At 66.7% G+C, this 17,411-nt stretch carries 18 protein-coding genes; 7 read left to right on the top strand and 11 right to left on the bottom strand.

What is annotated here, in order from left to right; translation table 11 throughout:
* Positions 1-30: 30 nt before the first annotated feature.
* Together CBI38_RS23405 and CBI38_RS23400 are read right to left on the bottom strand one after the other, a co-directional pair.
* Complete coding sequence (locus CBI38_RS23405; RefSeq protein WP_109335294.1) at positions 31-1,668, bottom strand: amidohydrolase; 1,638 nt, start codon at positions 1,666-1,668, stop codon at positions 31-33.
* Positions 1,669-1,694: 26 nt separating this feature from the next.
* A complete protein-coding gene (locus CBI38_RS23400) occupies positions 1,695-2,921 on the bottom strand; it encodes an MFS transporter (RefSeq protein ID WP_335743629.1) in 1,227 nt (408 codons plus the stop codon).
* Between the two features lie 325 nt (positions 2,922-3,246).
* On the opposite strand from CBI38_RS23400, the gene CBI38_RS23395 reads away from it, so the two are divergent.
* On the top strand, positions 3,247-4,773 hold the full coding sequence (locus CBI38_RS23395) for a PucR family transcriptional regulator (RefSeq protein WP_109332637.1): 1,527 nt from the start codon (positions 3,247-3,249) through the stop codon (positions 4,771-4,773).
* A 24-nt stretch (positions 4,774-4,797) separates the two neighbouring features.
* On the opposite strand, the gene CBI38_RS23390 is transcribed toward CBI38_RS23395, so the two are convergent.
* From CBI38_RS23390 to CBI38_RS23370, 5 genes are all read right to left on the bottom strand, one after another.
* Entirely contained in the window at positions 4,798-6,159 is a 1,362-nt protein-coding gene (locus CBI38_RS23390) for a flavin monoamine oxidase family protein (RefSeq protein ID WP_109332636.1), read from the bottom strand.
* A 50-nt stretch (positions 6,160-6,209) separates the two neighbouring features.
* Positions 6,210-9,389: an NAD-glutamate dehydrogenase domain-containing protein gene (locus tag CBI38_RS23385; RefSeq protein ID WP_109332633.1), complete on the bottom strand. Its 3,180-nt coding sequence runs from the start codon at positions 9,387-9,389 to the stop codon at positions 6,210-6,212.
* 149 nt (positions 9,390-9,538) lie between these two features.
* On the bottom strand, positions 9,539-10,699 hold the full coding sequence (locus CBI38_RS23380) for an MFS transporter (RefSeq protein ID WP_109332632.1): 1,161 nt from the start codon (positions 10,697-10,699) through the stop codon (positions 9,539-9,541).
* Positions 10,700-10,703: 4 nt separating this feature from the next.
* Positions 10,704-11,168, bottom strand: coding sequence for a hypothetical protein (locus CBI38_RS23375; RefSeq protein WP_109332631.1), 465 nt, complete (start codon positions 11,166-11,168; stop codon positions 10,704-10,706).
* A gap of 17 nt (positions 11,169-11,185) precedes the next feature.
* Positions 11,186-12,112 (bottom strand): AEC family transporter, encoded by a 927-nt coding sequence (locus CBI38_RS23370; RefSeq protein ID WP_109332630.1) that lies wholly within the window; start codon positions 12,110-12,112, stop codon positions 11,186-11,188.
* 141 nt (positions 12,113-12,253) lie between these two features.
* Between CBI38_RS23370 and CBI38_RS23365 the strand changes: the two genes are divergently transcribed.
* The 3 genes from CBI38_RS23365 to CBI38_RS23355 all read left to right on the top strand — a co-directional run bounded on the left by CBI38_RS23365 (position 12,254) and on the right by CBI38_RS23355 (position 14,470).
* A complete protein-coding gene (locus CBI38_RS23365) occupies positions 12,254-13,300 on the top strand; it encodes a serine hydrolase domain-containing protein (RefSeq protein ID WP_109332623.1) in 1,047 nt (348 codons plus the stop codon).
* A gap of 75 nt (positions 13,301-13,375) precedes the next feature.
* On the top strand, positions 13,376-13,774 hold the full coding sequence (locus CBI38_RS23360) for a DUF6153 family protein (RefSeq protein ID WP_109332622.1): 399 nt from the start codon (positions 13,376-13,378) through the stop codon (positions 13,772-13,774).
* Positions 13,775-13,849: 75 nt separating this feature from the next.
* Positions 13,850-14,470 carry a DUF305 domain-containing protein gene (locus CBI38_RS23355; protein WP_109332621.1) on the top strand — a complete coding sequence of 207 codons (621 nt, stop codon included), beginning with the start codon at positions 13,850-13,852 and terminating at the stop codon, positions 14,468-14,470.
* 72 nt (positions 14,471-14,542) lie between these two features.
* On the opposite strand, the gene rpsR is transcribed toward CBI38_RS23355, so the two are convergent.
* From rpsR to rpmB, 4 genes are read right to left on the bottom strand one after another with little or no spacing between them, the layout of a single operon-like run.
* Positions 14,543-14,797, bottom strand: a complete 255-nt coding sequence (gene rpsR / locus CBI38_RS23350) for a 30S ribosomal protein S18 (RefSeq protein ID WP_005238639.1) — start codon at positions 14,795-14,797, stop codon at positions 14,543-14,545.
* A 9-nt stretch (positions 14,798-14,806) separates the two neighbouring features.
* Positions 14,807-15,112, bottom strand: coding sequence for a 30S ribosomal protein S14 (gene rpsN, locus CBI38_RS23345; protein ID WP_109332620.1), 306 nt, complete (start codon positions 15,110-15,112; stop codon positions 14,807-14,809).
* A gap of 12 nt (positions 15,113-15,124) precedes the next feature.
* Complete coding sequence (gene rpmG, locus CBI38_RS23340) at positions 15,125-15,289, bottom strand: 50S ribosomal protein L33 (protein WP_109332619.1); 165 nt, start codon at positions 15,287-15,289, stop codon at positions 15,125-15,127.
* Entirely contained in the window at positions 15,289-15,525 is a 237-nt protein-coding gene (rpmB, locus tag CBI38_RS23335) for a 50S ribosomal protein L28 (RefSeq protein WP_109332618.1), read from the bottom strand. Before rpmB ends, rpmG begins: the two co-directional genes overlap by 1 nt.
* A gap of 109 nt (positions 15,526-15,634) precedes the next feature.
* Here rpmB and mrf point away from each other — a divergent pair, with 109 nt between their 5' ends.
* The 3 genes from mrf to rpmF all read left to right on the top strand — a co-directional run bounded on the left by mrf (position 15,635) and on the right by rpmF (position 17,383).
* Positions 15,635-16,897 (top strand): ribosome hibernation factor-recruiting GTPase MRF, encoded by a 1,263-nt coding sequence (mrf, locus tag CBI38_RS23330; protein WP_109332606.1) that lies wholly within the window; start codon positions 15,635-15,637, stop codon positions 16,895-16,897.
* On the top strand, positions 16,894-17,148 hold the full coding sequence (locus CBI38_RS23325; RefSeq protein ID WP_109332605.1) for a type B 50S ribosomal protein L31: 255 nt from the start codon (positions 16,894-16,896) through the stop codon (positions 17,146-17,148). Before mrf ends, CBI38_RS23325 begins: the two co-directional genes overlap by 4 nt.
* A 61-nt stretch (positions 17,149-17,209) precedes the next feature.
* Complete coding sequence (gene rpmF, locus CBI38_RS23320) at positions 17,210-17,383, top strand: 50S ribosomal protein L32 (protein WP_109332604.1); 174 nt, start codon at positions 17,210-17,212, stop codon at positions 17,381-17,383.
* Positions 17,384-17,411: the final 28 nt, after the last annotated feature.

Genomic DNA, 17,411 nt, shown 5'->3' with positions numbered 1-17,411 from the left:
GAGCGCTTGGCGCGCCGAGTTGTCCAGCCTTCAGCGCGGCCGGGGAGTGGTTCGATGGCAGATCCGGCCCGCCACGACGGTCAGCCCGACGCGGGAGGTGAGCAACGAGCCGGTGCCCTCGGTGAACGGGTTTCCGTCGAGGACGACGAAATCGGCCGCCTTGCCGGCGACGAGTTGCCCGGTGAGGTCGTCCCAGCAGCACGAGTAGGCAGCGTCACGGGTCGCGTGCGCCAGTGCGTCCGCCATCGGGAGCGCGTACTCGGGAAGGTTGGGTGGCAGAGTCGGATCGATCGCGGACTTGCGCGTCGTCGCGACGTACATGTTGGGCAGCGGAGGATGCGGTGCGGTGGGGGCGTCGGAACCCAGCGCCAGGACCGCGCCCGCCGAGGTCATCTCGGGCCAGGGGTACGCCCGCTCGACCCGGTGGTCACCCAGAACGGCGCGCCAGTTCTCCTGGATCGCCGGGTCGGCGTGCACCGGCTGCATCGAGGCGACGACACCGAGTTGTGCCAGACGCTGCACGTTGTCTTTCGTGATGGTCTCGAGGTGTTCCATGCGGTGTCGACGCGGCCGGATTCCGTTAACGGCGATTGCCTTTTCCAGCGCGGTGAGCCCGATCTCCGAGGCCTCGTCACCGATGGCGTGCATGGCCACCTGGAGTCCCGCGGCATCTGCCGCGGTGACCACGGGTGCCAGCGACTCGAGATCCCAGATCGGTTCGGCATTTGTGCCGTCGGAGTACGGTTCCTTCATGGTGGCGGTGCAGCTGTCGATGACACCGTCGATGATGATCTTGATCCCGGCCATTCGCAGCCACGGCCCCTGCAGACGCTGGGCGTACGTCGCGGCCTCGCGGACCTGACGGACGTTCTCCTCCGTTGAATCGGTTCGCGTGACGAGCCAGTGCCCGGCTACCCGAAGCGGCAACGTGCCGTCCCCGGCTGCCAGGGCTCGCTCGAGCGCCGCCACCTCCTCCGCACCGAGTGCCATGTCGACGGCTCCGGTGACGCCGTCGGCCAGGTACCGCTCGAACGCCGCCTCGATCGCGACGTCACGTTCGTGGTCGGTGACCACCTTCGCGAGGGCGGGCCACACGATCTGGGTCACCGCCGTTTCGTACAACATCCCGGTGGCGTGGCCCGTCGCGGGATCGCGTTCGATCCGGCCGCCGAGGGGGTCGGGGGTGTGGTCGTCGATCCCCAGTTCGCGGAGTGCTGCGGTGTTCACCCACACGGAATGGACGTCGTTGGAATCGAGGTACACGGGGCGGTCCGCTTCGACCGCGTCGATCATCCGCCGGGTGGGCGGACGGCCGCCGAGGGCCGGAAACAGCCAGCTGCGCCCCAGAATTCGGGGTGCCGCTGGATTGTCGGCGGCGAAACGCCCGATGCGATCCTGGATGTCGGCCAGATCGACGGCGCTCTGGAGATCCACCTTCTGCAGCGACTGCCCCATCATGAGCAGGTGGGTGTGAGCGTCGATGAACCCGGGCAGCACGAAAGCGCCGTCGAGTTCGACGATGTCGGCGTCGCGGGTCAGCGCGTCTGCGGTGACCGTATCCCCGACGTACGTCAGTTGGCCGTCCTCGACGATCATCGACTCCGCCCACGCGGGCTCGGCGGCGGTGAAGATTCGACCGCCTCGGTAGTGGGTGGCCTTCGCTGTCATGGTGTTCTTCCTGTCCATCGGATTCATCAGACGATCACCGACGTGGTGTAACGCACGGTGGGATCCTGGCCTACGGCGAGGGATGTGGCTTCGGTACGTGCAGAGAGAGACGCGATCGCCGTAATGGGCAGCAGCAGAACGAGACTGATCCCGGCCACGATGACACCGAACGACGGATAACCGACGGCCTCGGTGACGAGAGTGCCGAAGAGCGGGGCGAACGCGGAGCCGACCAGGTAGGTCCCGAGTAGTGGGGCGGACCAGCGGCCGGACGAATCCAGTGCGGCCGCGATGGCCACCACGTAGATGAAGGCCGCCGCGTAGACCGTGTTCCACGTAATGATGAGCACCAGGTAGGTGGTGGGCTCGGTGGTCAGGCACGCGCCCAGTTTGAGGGCGGCGCCTAGTGCCAGCAGAACGGCCACGGGAACCGTGCGCCCGAGACGGGAGCCCAGAGCGGTGAGGATCAGTGCGATACCGATACCACCTGCAGTCGATGCGGACAGGGCCAAGCCCATCTGCTGTTCGGTCAGCCCCGCGTGCTCGAATCCCATGATGCCGGACACCGCCCACAACGAGTCCTCACCGATCGCCCAGACGGCGAACAGCACGAGCAGCGACGCTCCGGCGACCGTGACGCGTCTCCGGGTGACCCCTTCGGGCAGTTCGGCGCGGGTTCTCGTCGTGTCTGCCCCGAGGTCGGGGGCCGTCGGCAACCAAGTCATGGTGAGTGCAGTGGCCAGTGCGAGTACGGCCACGATGCCGAAGGCGTTGGTCATCCGGGTGCCGAGAATCGGGATCAGCGCGAGGACACCGGTAACGGCGACGCGATTGACGAGACCGCTCAGCCCGGAGACACGGTTCGGGTTGGTGAACGCCGCCATCGCCGCGCCGCCGACAGCGACGGCACCGCCGGCCCCGAGGCCTCCGACGACGGTCGCGATGCAAGCGATCGGTGCGGACGGAACGACGGCTGCCGCCGCGAACCCGGCTGCCATGACGACGAGGCCAGCCCGGCCGAGCCGCCGCCGGAACTGTCCGGCCGCCCATCGGGTGGTGGCGAGGCATACCAGCGCACATGCCAGCAACGATCCCGTCAGAACGGCACCGGCGACCGTCTGGGAGACGCCGAGATCGTCGACCATCGCGATGATCATGAGCGGGACAAGGTTGGCGGTCATGTATCCGACCACGAAGACACTGAACGTGGCGATCCCGCTCCTGGCAGTCAGGGGGACGCGGAGGGCGCGAATTTTTGGGGTTTCCGGTGGTTGCACGAGGAGAACTCCGTGTCTCGAGTAGTGTGCCGGACCGCTCGCGGGACGTTCTCCCGGTGAGATGCGGATCACTTAGCGAATCGTATTCGTTAAGTATGCGGAGCCTCGGGTCCAGGCGCAAGACCTCAAACGAACGAAATTCGTTAATATGGTATTTCGGTGTCCGTAGAGGTCACCGGTACCGAATCCTCTGACAGAATGGAGTCGATGCTCGGGTTCCGATGGCCTATCTGTCCAGCCATGTTCCCGGGATGACGGGTCAAGGTGGCACACACCAGACCGCAACGCGCAGGAGCCCGACATGACCGTTCCCGTCCGCTGGATGTTGTCCCAGCCGGATCTGGCTCTCGAACTCCGGGGCGGAGCCGCAGGCCTCGGTAACGAAATCACCTTCGCCATCACCACCGAATTGTCCGATCCGTTCCGGTGGCTCTCCGGTGGGGAACTGCTGCTCACCACCGGGCTGCGACTGCCCCTGACAGCGGCCGACCGGGCCCGGTATCTACGCGGACTCGACGGCGTGGGAGTGGCCGCCGTCGGATTCGGCACGGGGCTGTCGCACCCGGAAGTGCCGGAGGACCTCGTCGCCGTGGCCGACGACCTCGGTCTTCCGCTGCTGGAAGTGCCGTTGCCGACCCCGTTCGCCGCCGTCGTCAAACGCGTGATGAACCGTCTGGCCGAACAAGAATACGAGTCGGTCCTGCGGGCGTCCCGGGCACAGCCACGAATGACGCGGGCCGTCATATCGGGCGGAACCGGCTCCACCGTCCGTGAACTCGCGATGGCCACCTCGGCCACGGTGCTACTTCTCGATCTGTCCGGCAGGGTACTCGAACACCATCCCGCGCGACCGGACGACGAGGTCCTCGACGAAGTGCGCGATGTGCTGGCGGCAGGAACGGGTGGAGCGTCGAGCAGCGTGTCGCTGGCGCGGTCGGGGGCCTCCATCACCGTCCAGCAGATCAGTGTCGGAAGCACCCCGCACGGGCATTTGGCGGTGATCAGTCCGACGGCGCTCAGCCACGTCGATCAGATTCTGCTGGGTCACGCCAATTCGCTGCTGGCGCTGGACTTCGAGAAGCCCGCTCGCTTGCGCGTCGCGCAGAATCAGCTCAATTCGCACGCGCTCGGTCTGCTGCTCACCGACGATCGCGACCTGGCGCCTGCGTGGGAGCAGATTCGGGGCGCGGCAGATGCCGACGGGATGGTACGAGGTCTGACGGTGGTCGCCGAGACTCTGGAACTCGCGCAGCGGGTGGAGTCGGCGGTCGCCGCGGCGATGGACGCGGTTGGGCGCCAGCTCTTCTCGCGTCGCCACGACACCCGGATCACGGTTCTTCTCCGTGGAACCGACGACGTGGACTTCGCACGGTCGATGCTGAGCGCGCTGCCCCCGGGCACGCGAAAGGCGGTCCGAGCCGGGTTGAGCGGGCGACGGGAGCTGTCGGGTGTCGTGGCGGCGATCGAGCAGTCGCAACTCGCGGCGTCGGCGGCCGAAGCCGGGGCCGAACCACTGGAATTCGCGGCGCTCACCGGCAGTGCCCTACTCGCGTTCAGCGCGACCCGTGAAGTACTCAATTCGCTGGCGGACATAATGATTGCGCCCATCGACGACTACGACCGCGTCAACGGCACAGAGCTTCTGGGGTCGTTACGGGCGTTTCTCGAGGCGAACGGGCATTGGGAGTCGGCGGCCGCCGCGATGGGCGTGCACCGGCACACACTGCGCAGCCGGATGGCGCGGATCGAAGCCCTGATCGACTGCAGGCTGGACGTGGCGCGGGTGCGCGCCGAACTACTGCTCGCGATCATCGCCCGGCAGTCGTGATTGCCGGGCGATGATCGCCGGGGCCTACTGTCCGAGGCGCGCGATGATATCCGCGGCGGTGCGCTGACCCATCCGGACGGCGCCGTCCACGTGCTGGTAGCCCTCGGCGGCGATGTCCGAGCAGGAGAAATGGAACGGCCCGACCGGGGTTCGTGTGTCCTTTCCGTACCGGTGCAGGCCACCGAGGTCGAAGCTGGCGGCGTACGCGCCCCGCGTCCATTCCTCGGAGCCCCAGTCGGACTCGTAGTACACCACCGGCTCGGCCGCCTTCGGTCCGAGGTAGCGGGCGAGCGAGCCGAGAATGGTGGCGCGACGCTCCTCTTCGCTCAATTCGAACATCGCGTCGGCTTTCTCGTCCGACACGAACGCGACGAGGGTGCCCCGGGTGTCCTCGTAATTGGTGTTGTCGTACACCTCCTGCACGATCTCCGAGGCCCCGAAGCCGGTGCCGGACAGACCGTCTTCGCGCCAGAACGGCGTCTCGTACACGGCGTGCACCTTGATGACGAGTCCGAGTGACTGATGCTGATGCATCTGGTGCTGGCGGCGCGGCAGCGGCGGATCGTAGGAGATCCGGGAGTACAGGTTGGGCGGCACCGCGAGCACGACCCGCGACGCCTCTACACGGACGTCGCCGTCGGCCGAAACGACGGCACCCTGCTCGCTCCACTGCACGGTGCGCACGGGTGCGTTCAGGAACACGTCGTCCCCGAGCGCGGCGGCCAGCCGGATCGACACCTGCTGCATGCCGCCGATGACGCGCTTGTCGAGGATGAAGTCCTCGTCCACGAGGTGCGAGAACGATCCGGCGGACGCGGCCATCAGGACGGCTTGCAGCGCGGAGAATGCGTGCGCGGGCTTGGTGAGCATGCCGCCGGCGATGAACAGGCCGATGTTGTCGCGGGCCTCGGCGTCGTCGGACTGCTCGATCAACCAGTGCTTGAACGAGATGGTGTCGAGCTCGCGGGCACGGGGATGCGCCCAGGGCTCCTCTGCGCCGACCTGCGCGGCGAGGTCGTCGAGAATGGAGATCAGGCGGTCCATCTCCTTCCGCGTCGTCTCGTCGACGGGAAACGATTCACCGGTGTAGCGGGTGCGCTTCCCGGCGGCCGAGATGTAGACGGATTCGCCCTCGCGGTAGCGGTCGAACGTCTCGAGGCCGAGTTCGTCCAGCAAGGAGATCAGCGCCGTCTGATCGGGTGAGACCCATTGGCCGCCGATTTCGAGTGTGGCCCCGCCGATCGTGTCGGTCCAGGTGCGTCCTCCGACGCGGTCGCGCGCCTCGAGGACTGCGACGGACAGGCCTGCCTTGCGCAGTGCGGTCGCGGCGGCCAGCCCGGACGGGCCGGCACCGACAATGGCGACATCTCGCTGGAGAGTGGGCACTTTCGAACTCCTTCGATCGGTGGTGAGGTATGGGGTTACGGCGATAGGGGTCATCGGCAGCGGGTCAGTGCGAGAGTGAGCTCGGCATCGATCACGCAGATATTCGAATTGTCCACCCGATCGCGACTGCGGAGCTCGCCGAGCATGTGTGACAGCCGTTCCGCGGCCGTCGGGTGCCGGTCGAGCCAGGCGGCGACGGCGACCGCCGCGGAGGTGTCGGGGGAGGCGTCCCGCAGAACCGAGCCGATCAGCGCGTGCCAGTGCTCCTGCAGGTTGTCGACGAGGACGGCCGCCGCCATCGTCTCCCAGTAGGCGGTCCCGGTCTCGCCGACGGAGAACCGTTCCGACAGCCAGTCGAGGCCGATGACCCTGCCGAATTCTCGATAGGTTTCCGCAACCTGGGTGATCGGCAAGCCGAGCGTGCGTGCGGTGTCCTCGAGTGCGAACGCCTGCGCGAGGATGCGCAGCGTGCTCAAGTCCTGCGCGAGTGAACCGGTCAGCCGGGGCAGGGCGGTAGCCAGTTCGCGGACGGGGTCGGTGAATCGCTCGATCGACGCGCGAGCGTCGGTGTCCGCGGTGCGGTGCCGCAGGAGCCACGACGTGGTGCGCTCGATCAGGTCCTGGATGCCGAAATGCAGATTCAACCTCGTGCGGTGGGAGGCACCCGGCAAGGCGAGTACCTGGTCCCACAGGCGATCGATGTCGAACACCTGCCGCACCACCGCGTAGGCGCTCGTGATGTCGGGGGTGCCGACACCGAGGCGCTCCTCCAGGCGATGGATCAGTCCGGGTCCCACCCGGTCGATCATGTCGCCTGCGACGAGCACGGCGACGATCTCGCGGGCCAGTCGGTGTCCGCTGATCTGCTGCGGTACCCGCTCCCGGATGGGTGCGGGAAAGTAGTCCGCCAGGACGCCGTCGAACACCGCGTCATCGAGGACCGGGGAGGCGAGTAGTTCCGTGACGACGAGATTCTTGGACTGTGCCAACAGGACGGCGATCTCGGGACGGACCAGTCCCTGCCCGGCGCGGTGTCGTGCAGTCAGTTCCGTTGCGGTCGGGAGGACCTCGGCGGATCGACTGAGTCCTGCGTCCCGTTCGAGGTTTTCGATCAGCCGTTCATGACGTCCGAGGAGGAAGGGGGCGTGCACCTCGGCGAGGCTGATCGCGAGGGTCTGGGCCGACGCGTCGGCCAGCACCGACTCGGCAATCTCGTCCTGGACGCGAGCGAGGAGTGAGTTCCGCTCCGCGGCAGGCAGTTCTCCGGCCGCTACCGCCGCGTCCACCGCGATCTTCAGGTTCACTTCGCGATCGGAGGTGGCGACACCGGTGGCGTTGTCGATGAAGTCCGCGTTGATCCGGCCGCCCCTCAGCGCATACTCGATGCGGGCCCGCTGGGTGAACCCGAGGTTCCCGCCCTCGCCGACCACTGCGGCGCGCAGCATGTCGGCGTCGACGCGGACGGAGTCGTTGGCCGGGTCGGCAGCATCGGCATGGCTTTCCGCGGACGCCTTGACGTAGGTTCCGATTCCGCCGTTCCACAACAGATCGACCTCGGCCGTGAGCAGGGCCTTCACCACCTCGTGCGGGGGCAGTTCGGCTTCCTCGACGCCGAGCCGTTCGCGCACCCGAGGAGACAGCGGAATCGTCTTGGTGGTCCGGGGCCACACCCCGCCACCGGCGGACACCACGTCGCGGTCGTAGTCGTCCCAGCTGCTTCCCGGCAGTGCGGCCAGTCGTTCGCGCTCGCGGTAGGACGCTTCGGAATCCGGGTCGGGGTCGAGGAAGATGTGCCGGTGGTCGAAGGCGCCGACGAGGCGGATCGCGCGACTGAGCAGCATGCCGTTGCCGAAGACGTCCCCGGACATGTCGCCGATTCCCACCACGGTGAACGCGTCGGTGTCGACGTTCTTGCCCATCTCGGCGAAATGTCTCCGTACCGAAACCCATCCACCGCGTGCGGTGATACCCATCGCCTTGTGGTCGTAACCCGCCGAACCTCCGGAGGCGAAGGCGTCGCCGAGCCAGAAACCGCGGCGCACCGCAATACTGTTGGCGAGGTCGGAGAACCGCGCCGTGCCCTTGTCGGCGGCCACCACCAGATACGGATCGTCGCCGTCGTAGATCACGGTGTCGCGGGGGTGCACCACCTCGCCGTCGACGATGTTGTCGGTGACGTCGAGCAGTCCCTCGATGAAGGTCGTGTACGCCTGCCGCACAGCATCGGGAGCCGGATCGGTGCGCACGACGAACGCGCCCTTCGCACCCATCGGAACGATCGGCGAGTTCTTCACGTGCTGCGTCTTCATCAGTCCCAGTACCTCGGTGCGGAAGTCGTCCTTGCGGTCCGACCAGCGCAGACCGCCGCGGGACACCGTGCCGCTGCGCACGTGACTGCCCTCCACTATCCGAGAGTGCACGAAGATCTCCCGGTACGGGGTGACGGGAGCGGACAGCGACAGCAGCGCAGGATCGATCTTGAACGCCGCCGCGGTGCCGGCTCCCGCCGTGCGGTCGTGCTGAAACCAGTTGGTGCGCAGTACGGCCGAGATGAACGACAACATGCCGCGCAGCAAGCGGTCCTCGTCCAACGTCGTTGTCTTCTCGATGGCGGTGAGGAGGATCTTCTCCGCATCCGCGACGGCCGTGCCCCGATCGGTCCGCGCAGGATCGAAGCGAGCCGCGAACAGTGCGCCGAACCCGCGCACAAAACTACTGTTGTGCAACAGGATTGCCACGATGTTCGGCTCCGACAGTCCGAGTCCCACCTGGCGGAGATAACGGCAGGCCGCACGAATCAGGACGGCGTCGGACCACGACACGTTGGCGGCCGGAATGAGACGGGTAAATCCGTCCACCTCCAAATGTCCCGCGGCCGCGGCCCCGAACGCGGCGGAGACGAGGCCGGGAGTCGTGCTGTCCCAGGTGGAGCCGTCGGTGCTGAAATCGAAGCGGTGCACTACCGTCTCGCTGGATTCGGCGGCGGGAAGCTGCTCATGGGAGGCAACCCGCAAACCGAGGTCGGCGAAGAGCGCGACGAGTTCCGCGAGCAGGGGAGCCTGCGGCCAGACCATCACGGCCGCCCGCCCGGACCCGGTGTCGGCGGGGTCGAGGAAACGTAGCTGCGGAGTGATGTCGCCCGATGCCTGTACCGCGCTCGATTCGGCGCGCTCGTCCTGATGTGGACGAGGAGTGTCGGTCGTGCTCGGAATGACACCGGTAAAGCTCATCGTGTGGCTCCTGACCCCTGATCTGGCAAACGCGTGACTGGGGACAAGTCTGCCGAGGAGAGACGCACGCCACAGCCGACGAAGTGGAGCGTCGAACACCGGCCGGTGCGACATTTAGGCACCCGTGAGTACTTGTTAACCGCGGGTGGTTATGAAGTACGCACGGCTCGCCAGGTGGACACCGCCGCCGTGCCCAGAAGACCTCCGGTGATCACGAAGATCGACGCCGTGCCCGCGACACCGGCCATAGCGCCTGCGGCCAAGGGGATCAGCACCTGGCCCAGGCGGTTACCGGTCAGGCGCAGAGACAACGCGGCCGCCCGGTTGGGGCCGGTGACGAGGCCGGTCACCCAGGTCATCGTCAGCGGTTGCCCGATGCCCCAGAAGAAGCCGGCCACCACCAGGAGCAAGGCCATCCACCACGGATCGCGGACGAACGGCAGGAGCGCGGTGGGCAGCGCCGAACACAATGTCGCGGAGACGAGCAGTCGCTGTCGCGGTGCCCGGGTGAGCAGCCACGGCAGAAACGCCCGGGACACGATCGATGCCGCGGTGCGCGCGGTGAGCAGCAACGACACCAGGAGAACGCTGAAACCGAATTCGTGGCCCAGCACGGGCAGATAGGCCACGACGACGTCGACGGAGGCGAGGACGATGAGGCTGCTGAACACCGCGGGTCGCATACCGGACGTCGAGATCATGCTCGCGACGGATTGCTGCTGGTCTTTCGCGGCCGGCTTCCTGGACTGCGGACGCTCGCGGATCGGCCACGCGAACGGAATCGACGCCAGCGACACCGCGGCCATGACCGCCAGCGCGAGAGTGGTCTGCACCGGACCGCCGTCCGAGCTGCGGGCCGCGATCAGCCCCACGACCGGCACGCCGACGGCCTGACCGACCGACACGCCGAGGGTCAGGCCCGCGAACCCCTTGTCCAGCTCGCCCGGTTTCGACAGCAAGGTGATGAATCCCTGCCCGGCCACGGTGACGAGGATCTGGCCGAACCCGAGGACCACGTTGCCCACGCCGAGCACGATCAGGTCGTTGCTGAGCGCGATCACCACGACACCGAGTGTCGTGAGCGCCACGCCGGTACGCAGGACTGCGGCCGCGTGCCGCTGGTCGACCGCCCGCCCGATGCGGACCGCGACGAGCAGGGGTGCCAGCGAGAACAGGGCCGTCACGATTCCGATAGTGACCGCGTCACCGCCGAGTGCGAGGACACGGTACGAGACGAGAACGCGGACGGCGTGATAGACGGCCTGGAGTAGTGCGGTGGCGATGCAGACGTTGAGGAACCAGTGCTTCAACGGCTCACCCGTTGATCACCCGACGATCGCCGAGCGGCGCCTGCAAAGGCACCTCGAGCGTGCCGAACACTGCGACCAGGATGCACATCTTGTCGGCCGACTCCGGCAGGCTTCCGGTGCGTAGGGAGATGGTGACGGTGGTGTCCGTCTCGGTGACGGTCGCATCGGCGCCGTAACACTCTGGCGTTCCGGTGACGAAATGGATCGCGACCTTGTTGCCGTCGGCGCGGGACCACGACTCGAACGGGGTCGGATGGGCGCGGACGATGTCGGGCCGGGCGGTGAACACCGTACCGAATTCCTCGCCGGGTACCTCGCTGGGCACGGGCATCCCGGACGACGGATGGGTCGGGCTCGGGTCGACGGCGGATGCGATCTCGGGGGGAATCGTCGGTTCGTCGGTGCTCGAGGTGGACCCGCATCCGGCGACGGCGAGGCAGGCCAGCACTGCGAGGGCGATTACGCGCATAAGCCACGGTAACCCCGTCACGCGAGCAGTCCCGAGACCAGCGCAATTGCCGGAATCGCCGCCAAAGTGGTGACGAAGGCCGTGTCGCGCGCCAGCACCGTTCCGCACCGGTACCGGCTGGCGTAGACGAAGACGTTCTGCGCCGTCGGCAGGGTCGACACAACCACGATCGCGAACAATTCGTGTCCCTCGAGGCCGAGTAGGTATCGCGCCATCAGGTACGCGAGGACGGGTTGCACGCCGATCTTGAGCACCGACGCCAGTGCGACGTCCCGGCGTGGACTCGTTCCCTTTTCGAGGACGCGCACCCCGTACAGCGAGATACCGAAGGCGAGCAGGGCACCCGGTACGGAGGCGCCGCCGATGAGCCGGAACGGTTGCATCACCGCTTCGGGCGGGGTCCAGTCGACGAGGGCGAGCACCAGTCCCGCGGCGCCGGCCACGACGATCGGATTCTTGAACGGTGCGGTTACGGTCTCGAGTCGCGATGCGCTCCTGCGCAACGTGGTGATGTCCAAGATGGTCAACGCGATCGGCGAGTACACGATTATCTGGAACAGGAGCAGTGGGGCCACGAACGACGCATCACCGAGCACGAACACCGCAATGGGAATGCCCAGGTTCGCGGAATTGACGTACGACGCCGACAACGCCCCGATCGTCAGCTCCGGTAGCGACCTGCGCAGCCATACCCGTGCCACCACCATGTACAGTGCGCCGACTGTCAAAGCGGTCGCAGCAGCGACGGCCAGCGTCGGCGAAAAGATCACGGAAAGGTCGGACGATGCAAGCGAATCGAACAGCAGCGCCGGTGTCGCGACGAAGAACACCAGCCTGCCCAGGACGGATTCGCCCTCCGCTCCGAGCGTTCCACGCCGGCCGAGAATGTAGCCGATCGCGATGATCACGAAGATGACGGTGAATCCCGCAACTATTCCCGACACGCTGCGGGGCACCTCCTCGACCGGTGAGCCTCTTGTCGGCAAACCGTCCGAAGTCTAGTGGGGGCCTTTCCGGTGGGTGACAATAGGCTCGAGCGGGAACCGGCAGAGGCACGTGCGTTCGGACGTGCGCGAGGAGTTGCGATGCTGCGTCGGACGACCATTTTGTGCGCGCTGTTCTGCGCCTGCGTTCTCACGGCGGTCACGGCTCCCGCTACGTCTGCGCTGGCGCCCCCGTCGAGCGGTGACCCGCAATTGGTGTCGCTCGCCGGACACGTTCTGAGCCGCACCTATCGCGAAAACGCCAGTGTCGCATACGTGGACGCGTCCGGAACCCGGTTCGCCCACTTCGGTGCGGCCGACGACACCGAGTACGAGATAGGTTCTCTCACCAAGACGTTCACCGCGCAGCTGTTCGTCGACGCGGTGGCGCGCGGTGAGGTGCGGGAGGACACCACCGTCGGAGAATTGCTGCCGCTGCGGGGTGCGCCGGTCGCCGACGTGACCCTGCTCGAATTGGCCACGCACACGTCGGGACTGGCACAGTTTCCGATGACCACCGATGCCGTTGTGGCGGTGGGCCACTGGGTGTCCGCGACCAATCCCTTCACATACGACCGGGAGGCGCTGCTGCAGCAGGTGCAGTCGGCGCAGCTCGGCAGTCGCGGAACCTACGCGTATTCGACGGTCGGTTTCGCGTTGCTCGGTCAGGCGTTGGCCGCGGCAGCCGGCACCGACTATCCGTCGCTCCTACGCGAACGGATGCTGGTACCGCTCGGGTTGTCGGATACCTGGTTACCGCTGACTGCGGCAGACCTGCCCGCCGACGCCACCCGCGGATTCGACGTACTGCATCGATCGCAGGAACCGTGGCCGCTCGACGCCTACGCTCCCGCCGGCGGGCTGCGGTCCACGGCGGCGGATATGGCGGGCTACGTACGGCAGCTTATCGACGGCACGGTGCCGGGCAGCGCCGCGATGGACCAGCGGTGGATCGGCAACACCTACCGGGCATTGACGTGGTCGGTGGTGCCGTTCGAGGGGCGCGAGTACACGCTCCACGGCGGGGCGACGGGCGGCTTCCAGTGCACCGTGGTTCTCGATCGGCGCGGCGAGCGCGGATTGGTCATCCTCACCAACACCATCGGTGGCCTCGAGCAGCAGGGGCTCGATATCCTGTCGTCGCTCTGAGCGCATGCGAGTGCGACCAAAGGCTCGGTGTCACCGTCATACCCCTGGCGGGTATGTGCCGCTACAGTGGAAGTCATGACCCCGGCGGCGAGACGAAGGCGTGCGCCCACCGCACGCATTGCGTTGCTGGTCACGGTGGCGGCTGCGGTCCTTGTGATGCACAGTTTCACCGCCGCTTCCGCTCCGGCTCATGACGGTTCGTTGCATGCCGTGGCCGCCTCGTACGACCCCGGCACGAACCATGGCCACGACTGCACGGGAAACGAGTGCGAACAGTCGCACCCCAACGGACACCACTGCGCCGGCGTGGTCGTCGTGGCACCGGCGCTCACGCGTGCGACGGTGCCCTGCGTGGCCGGTGCCGAGGCGCCGTCGCCGACGTCGCGGGTAAGCGTCGACCGAGTGCAGTCCGGACGTGGACCACCGGCGTGGACCGTGTTGTCATTGGCGCAGCTGTCGATACTGCGGGTGTGACGGGGAGTCCGGAGCTCAGGGCTCCGGCGGATCTTGCTGCCACTTTCCCGAAGCATGTCCATGAGGAGATTTTCCATGCGTACCACCCATGCAGCTTTCATTGCCGCGGCGGCCGGCGCCGCGCTCGTCCTCGCCGGCTGCGGCACCGACTCGTCCGACCCGAGCAGTTCGGGCGCCTCGTCGACGTCCCACTCCCTGTCGATCTCGGCCGAGGCCGGCAGCGGGGCCGAAGCACAGTTCAACGACGCCGACGTCACGTTCCTGCGCGGCATGTATCCGCATCATGCGCAGGCGGTGCAGATGGCCGAGATGGTCGACGACCGCACCGACAACGCCGAACTGCTGGCGCTCGCCCAGCGGATCGCGGCCGCTCAGGCACCGGAGATGGATCAGATCACCGGGTTGCTCGCTCAGTCGGGTAACCCCGCTCCGACGTCCACCGGTCACGAAGGGATGGACCACGGGTCGGGCGACGGAATGATGTCCGAAGACGACATGTCCACCTTGATGGGCATGTCGGGGCCCGAGTTCGACCGGATGTGGCTGACGATGATGATCGAGCACCATGAGGGCGCCGTCGAGATGGCCGACACCGAACTGGCGGAGGGCGAGAATCCCGATGCCAAGCAACTCGCCACCGGCATCGTGAGCGCTCAGCAGCGGGAGATTGCCGAGATGCAGGCGATGCTCGGCTAGCTCCGCTCGGAATACGCCGAAGGCCGCGTAGTCCGTGGACTACGCGGCCTTCGGTTGTCTGCGAAGAAGCTGCTACCGGCTGGTGAAAGGCAGCAGGGCCATCTCGCGAGCGTTCTTGACGGCGACGGCAACCTGGCGCTGCTGCTGCGGGGTCAGGCCCGTCACGCGGCGGCTACGGATCTTGCCGCGATCGGAGATGAACGTGCGGAGAAGGTTGATGTCCTTGTAATCGACGTACTCGATCTTCGCCGCGAACAACGGGTTCTTCTTCGGCTTGCGTCCCTCGACGGGACGCGGCTTCTTCGACGGTGCTCTCTTGACTGCCATCTTCTTCCTTTACCAGCTCGACTTGTGGACGCCTGGCAGCTCCCCGCGGTGTGCCATCTCGCGAACACGCACGCGAGAGAGCCCGAACTTCCTCAGGTGGCCGCGCGGACGTCCATCCGCAGCGTCTCGATTGCGCAATCGTACCGGACTCGAGTCCCGGGGTAGACGCTGCAGTGCCGTCTGCGCCTGCGCGCGCTCGTCATCGCTGCTCGACGGGCGGCGGATGACCTCTTTCAGTTCGGCCCGCCGCTCCGCGTAGCGCGCAACAATGATTTTGCGCTGTTCGTTCTTTGCGATCTTCGACTTCTTCGCCATCGGGGGTGTCTTCTACTTTTCTTCTCGGAAATCGACGTGGCGCCGGACGACGGGGTCATACTTCTTCATCACCAGTCGGTCGGGGTCGTTGCGGCGGTTCTTCCTGGTGACGTAGGTGTATCCCGTACCCGCCGTCGACTTCAGCTTCACGATCGGACGGATTTCGTTCCGGGCCATCAGACCTTCTCTCCGCGGGCCCGGATCTTGGCAACCACGGCCTCGATTCCGTCCCGGTCGATGGTTTTGATCCCCTTGGCGGAGACGGTGAGAGTGATCCGCCGCCCCTCGCTGGGCAGAAGATATGTCTTCTTCTGAATGTTCGGATCCCAGCGCCGATTGGTGCGCTTGTGGGAGTGCGATACGGATTTGCCGAATCCTGGCCGGCGTCCGGTCACTTGGCAATGTGCCGACATGGGCATTCCTTTCTGTCTCCTCCCGCATCCAGGCGACTACCGGTCAGCAAGGTGATGACAATCATTTTCGACAACGACGAAAATCCAATGTAGCGTTTCTCGGTAAGCAATGACAATCGTTATCGAAAGGGTGCTCGTGAGTGAGATTCACCGGACGCCGCTCGTCCTGGTATCCGGATGGAGCGGCCCCACCGACACCGTCGCGCGGTCGCTGCTCCGTGACGACACCGTGGTCGTGCATCACGACCTCGACCTCGTGCACGAAGGCGTCGTGCGGCGCACCGTCACCACGATGGAGTCGGGGCGAGAGCGCACCCGCGTCGGAATCCTCGAGCTCGCGCACGGCTGTATCTCCTGCACACTCCGGGAAGACCTGCTCCCGTTGCTCCGCCGCCTTCATGCGCGCAGCTCCGTGCAGCGCATCGTGTTGCACCTCGACCGCCGGCTCGAACCCGAGGCCGTGTGCTGGGCAATCGAGCACGTGGTGGTGTCCGGGGTGGTCGGCCAGCTTGACGGAACCGCCTCACGCGATGTCCGTGTCGAGGCCGTGATCACGTGCATCGACGCCCAGTCGTGGCTCGACGACGCGACCGGCGACGAGGCTCTTGACGACGACCGGACCGTCGCGCAGGTCGCCGTCGGTCAGGTCGACTTCGCCGACGCCCTGGTGGTGTCGGGCAGCGCCGGCGACGGGTGGCAGCAGGCCAGGCTCCACGCCGTCCTCGCGCGGCTCGCTCCCGGCGCACCGATCGCCTGGGACGTCGACGGACTCGACGTCGAGCGGTTGCTCATGGAAATCCCCTCGGGTGCCCGGCGCGGCGAGCTGACGAACGCCCACTCACCTCTGCTGCGGGGGCAGCCTCCGCTGTCGCACGACTGCGGGGTCATGATCGTCGAGTTCTCGGCGAACCGGCCCTTCCACCCCGAGCGACTGCACGAGGCCATCGACGTTCTTCTGGACGGTGTGGTCACGGCGCGCGGCCGGGTGTGGGTCGCCACGCAGCCCGATGAGGCGCTGTGGCTCGAATCCGCCGGTGGGGGACTGCGGGTGGCGAGTGCGGATCGATGGCTGGCCGCGATGACCCCGGCCGAACAGGACCAACTCCCCACGGCGCGGCGAGCGATGGCGGCCCTGTGCTGGGACGAACGGTTCGGCGACCGGCACAGCTCGATGGTGGTTCTGGTGCATGCTGCCGACCCCAGCGACATCGACCGGGCGCTCCAGTGGGCGCTGGTCACCGACGAAGAACTCGCCGACGAGGCCGCGTGGGAGTCGTGGCCCGACCCGTTCGGCCAGTTCCACGAAGACCCCTGCGACAGCAGCGAATCACCGTACGCAGAACCCGACAGCTCGAGAGAGGGACACGAATGAAACCGAACATCCACCCCGACTACCACCCCGTGGTCTTCCAGGACGCCAGCACCGGAACCACGTTCCTCACGCGGTCGACGGTGACCAGCGACCGCACCGTGGAGTGGGCGGACGGCAACACCTATCCGCTGGTGGTGGTGGACGTGACCAGTGAGTCGCACCCGTTCTGGACCGGCGCGCAACGCGTCATGGACACCGCGGGCCGCGTCGAGAAGTTCGAACGCCGGTATGGAGTGCGCAAGCGCCTGTGAGTACTTCTTAACACTCCGTGGTTAAGAAGTACTCACAGGCGACGAAGGAGGAGAAAGAAAGATGGCAGTACCCAAGCGCAAGATGTCGCGGTCCAACACGCGTAGTCGCAGGTCGCAGTGGAAGGCTCAGGTTCCCGAGCTGGTGGAGGTGACTGTCGGGGGAACCACCCACCGGGTACCCCGCCGGCTGGTGAAGGCCGTGAAGCTGGGCTTGCTGGACCCGGCTGACAGGTAGGCCCGGCCGGGACGAAACGACGGCAGGC

This window comes from Rhodococcus oxybenzonivorans (assembly GCF_003130705.1).
In the GTDB taxonomy this organism is placed as follows: Bacteria; Actinomycetota; Actinomycetes; order Mycobacteriales; family Mycobacteriaceae; genus Rhodococcus_F; species Rhodococcus_F oxybenzonivorans.
The sequence above is the reverse complement of the archived record's forward strand: the minus strand, read 5'-3'. Positions and strand labels throughout refer to the sequence as shown.

Coding starts and splice junctions, on each gene's coding strand:
- rpmG (WP_109332619.1), bottom strand. CDS start 15,289: ATGGCCCGGAACGAAATCCGTCCGATCGTGAAGCTGAAGTCGACGGCG.
- CBI38_RS23395 (WP_109332637.1), top strand. CDS start 3,247: ATGACCGTTCCCGTCCGCTGGATGTTGTCCCAGCCGGATCTGGCTCTC.
- CBI38_RS23365 (WP_109332623.1), top strand. CDS start 12,254: ATGCTGCGTCGGACGACCATTTTGTGCGCGCTGTTCTGCGCCTGCGTT.
- CBI38_RS23325 (WP_109332605.1), top strand. CDS start 16,894: ATGAAACCGAACATCCACCCCGACTACCACCCCGTGGTCTTCCAGGAC.
- rpmF (WP_109332604.1), top strand. CDS start 17,210: ATGGCAGTACCCAAGCGCAAGATGTCGCGGTCCAACACGCGTAGTCGC.
- CBI38_RS23355 (WP_109332621.1), top strand. CDS start 13,850: ATGCGTACCACCCATGCAGCTTTCATTGCCGCGGCGGCCGGCGCCGCG.
- rpmB (WP_109332618.1), bottom strand. CDS start 15,525: ATGTCGGCACATTGCCAAGTGACCGGACGCCGGCCAGGATTCGGCAAA.
- mrf (WP_109332606.1), top strand. CDS start 15,635: ATGACAATCGTTATCGAAAGGGTGCTCGTGAGTGAGATTCACCGGACG.
- CBI38_RS23385 (WP_109332633.1), bottom strand. CDS start 9,389: ATGAGCTTTACCGGTGTCATTCCGAGCACGACCGACACTCCTCGTCCA.
- rpsR (WP_005238639.1), bottom strand. CDS start 14,797: ATGGCAGTCAAGAGAGCACCGTCGAAGAAGCCGCGTCCCGTCGAGGGA.
- CBI38_RS23375 (WP_109332631.1), bottom strand. CDS start 11,168: ATGCGCGTAATCGCCCTCGCAGTGCTGGCCTGCCTCGCCGTCGCCGGA.
- rpsN (WP_109332620.1), bottom strand. CDS start 15,112: ATGGCGAAGAAGTCGAAGATCGCAAAGAACGAACAGCGCAAAATCATT.
- CBI38_RS23360 (WP_109332622.1), top strand. CDS start 13,376: ATGACCCCGGCGGCGAGACGAAGGCGTGCGCCCACCGCACGCATTGCG.
- CBI38_RS23405 (WP_109335294.1), bottom strand. CDS start 1,668: ATGACAGCGAAGGCCACCCACTACCGAGGCGGTCGAATCTTCACCGCC.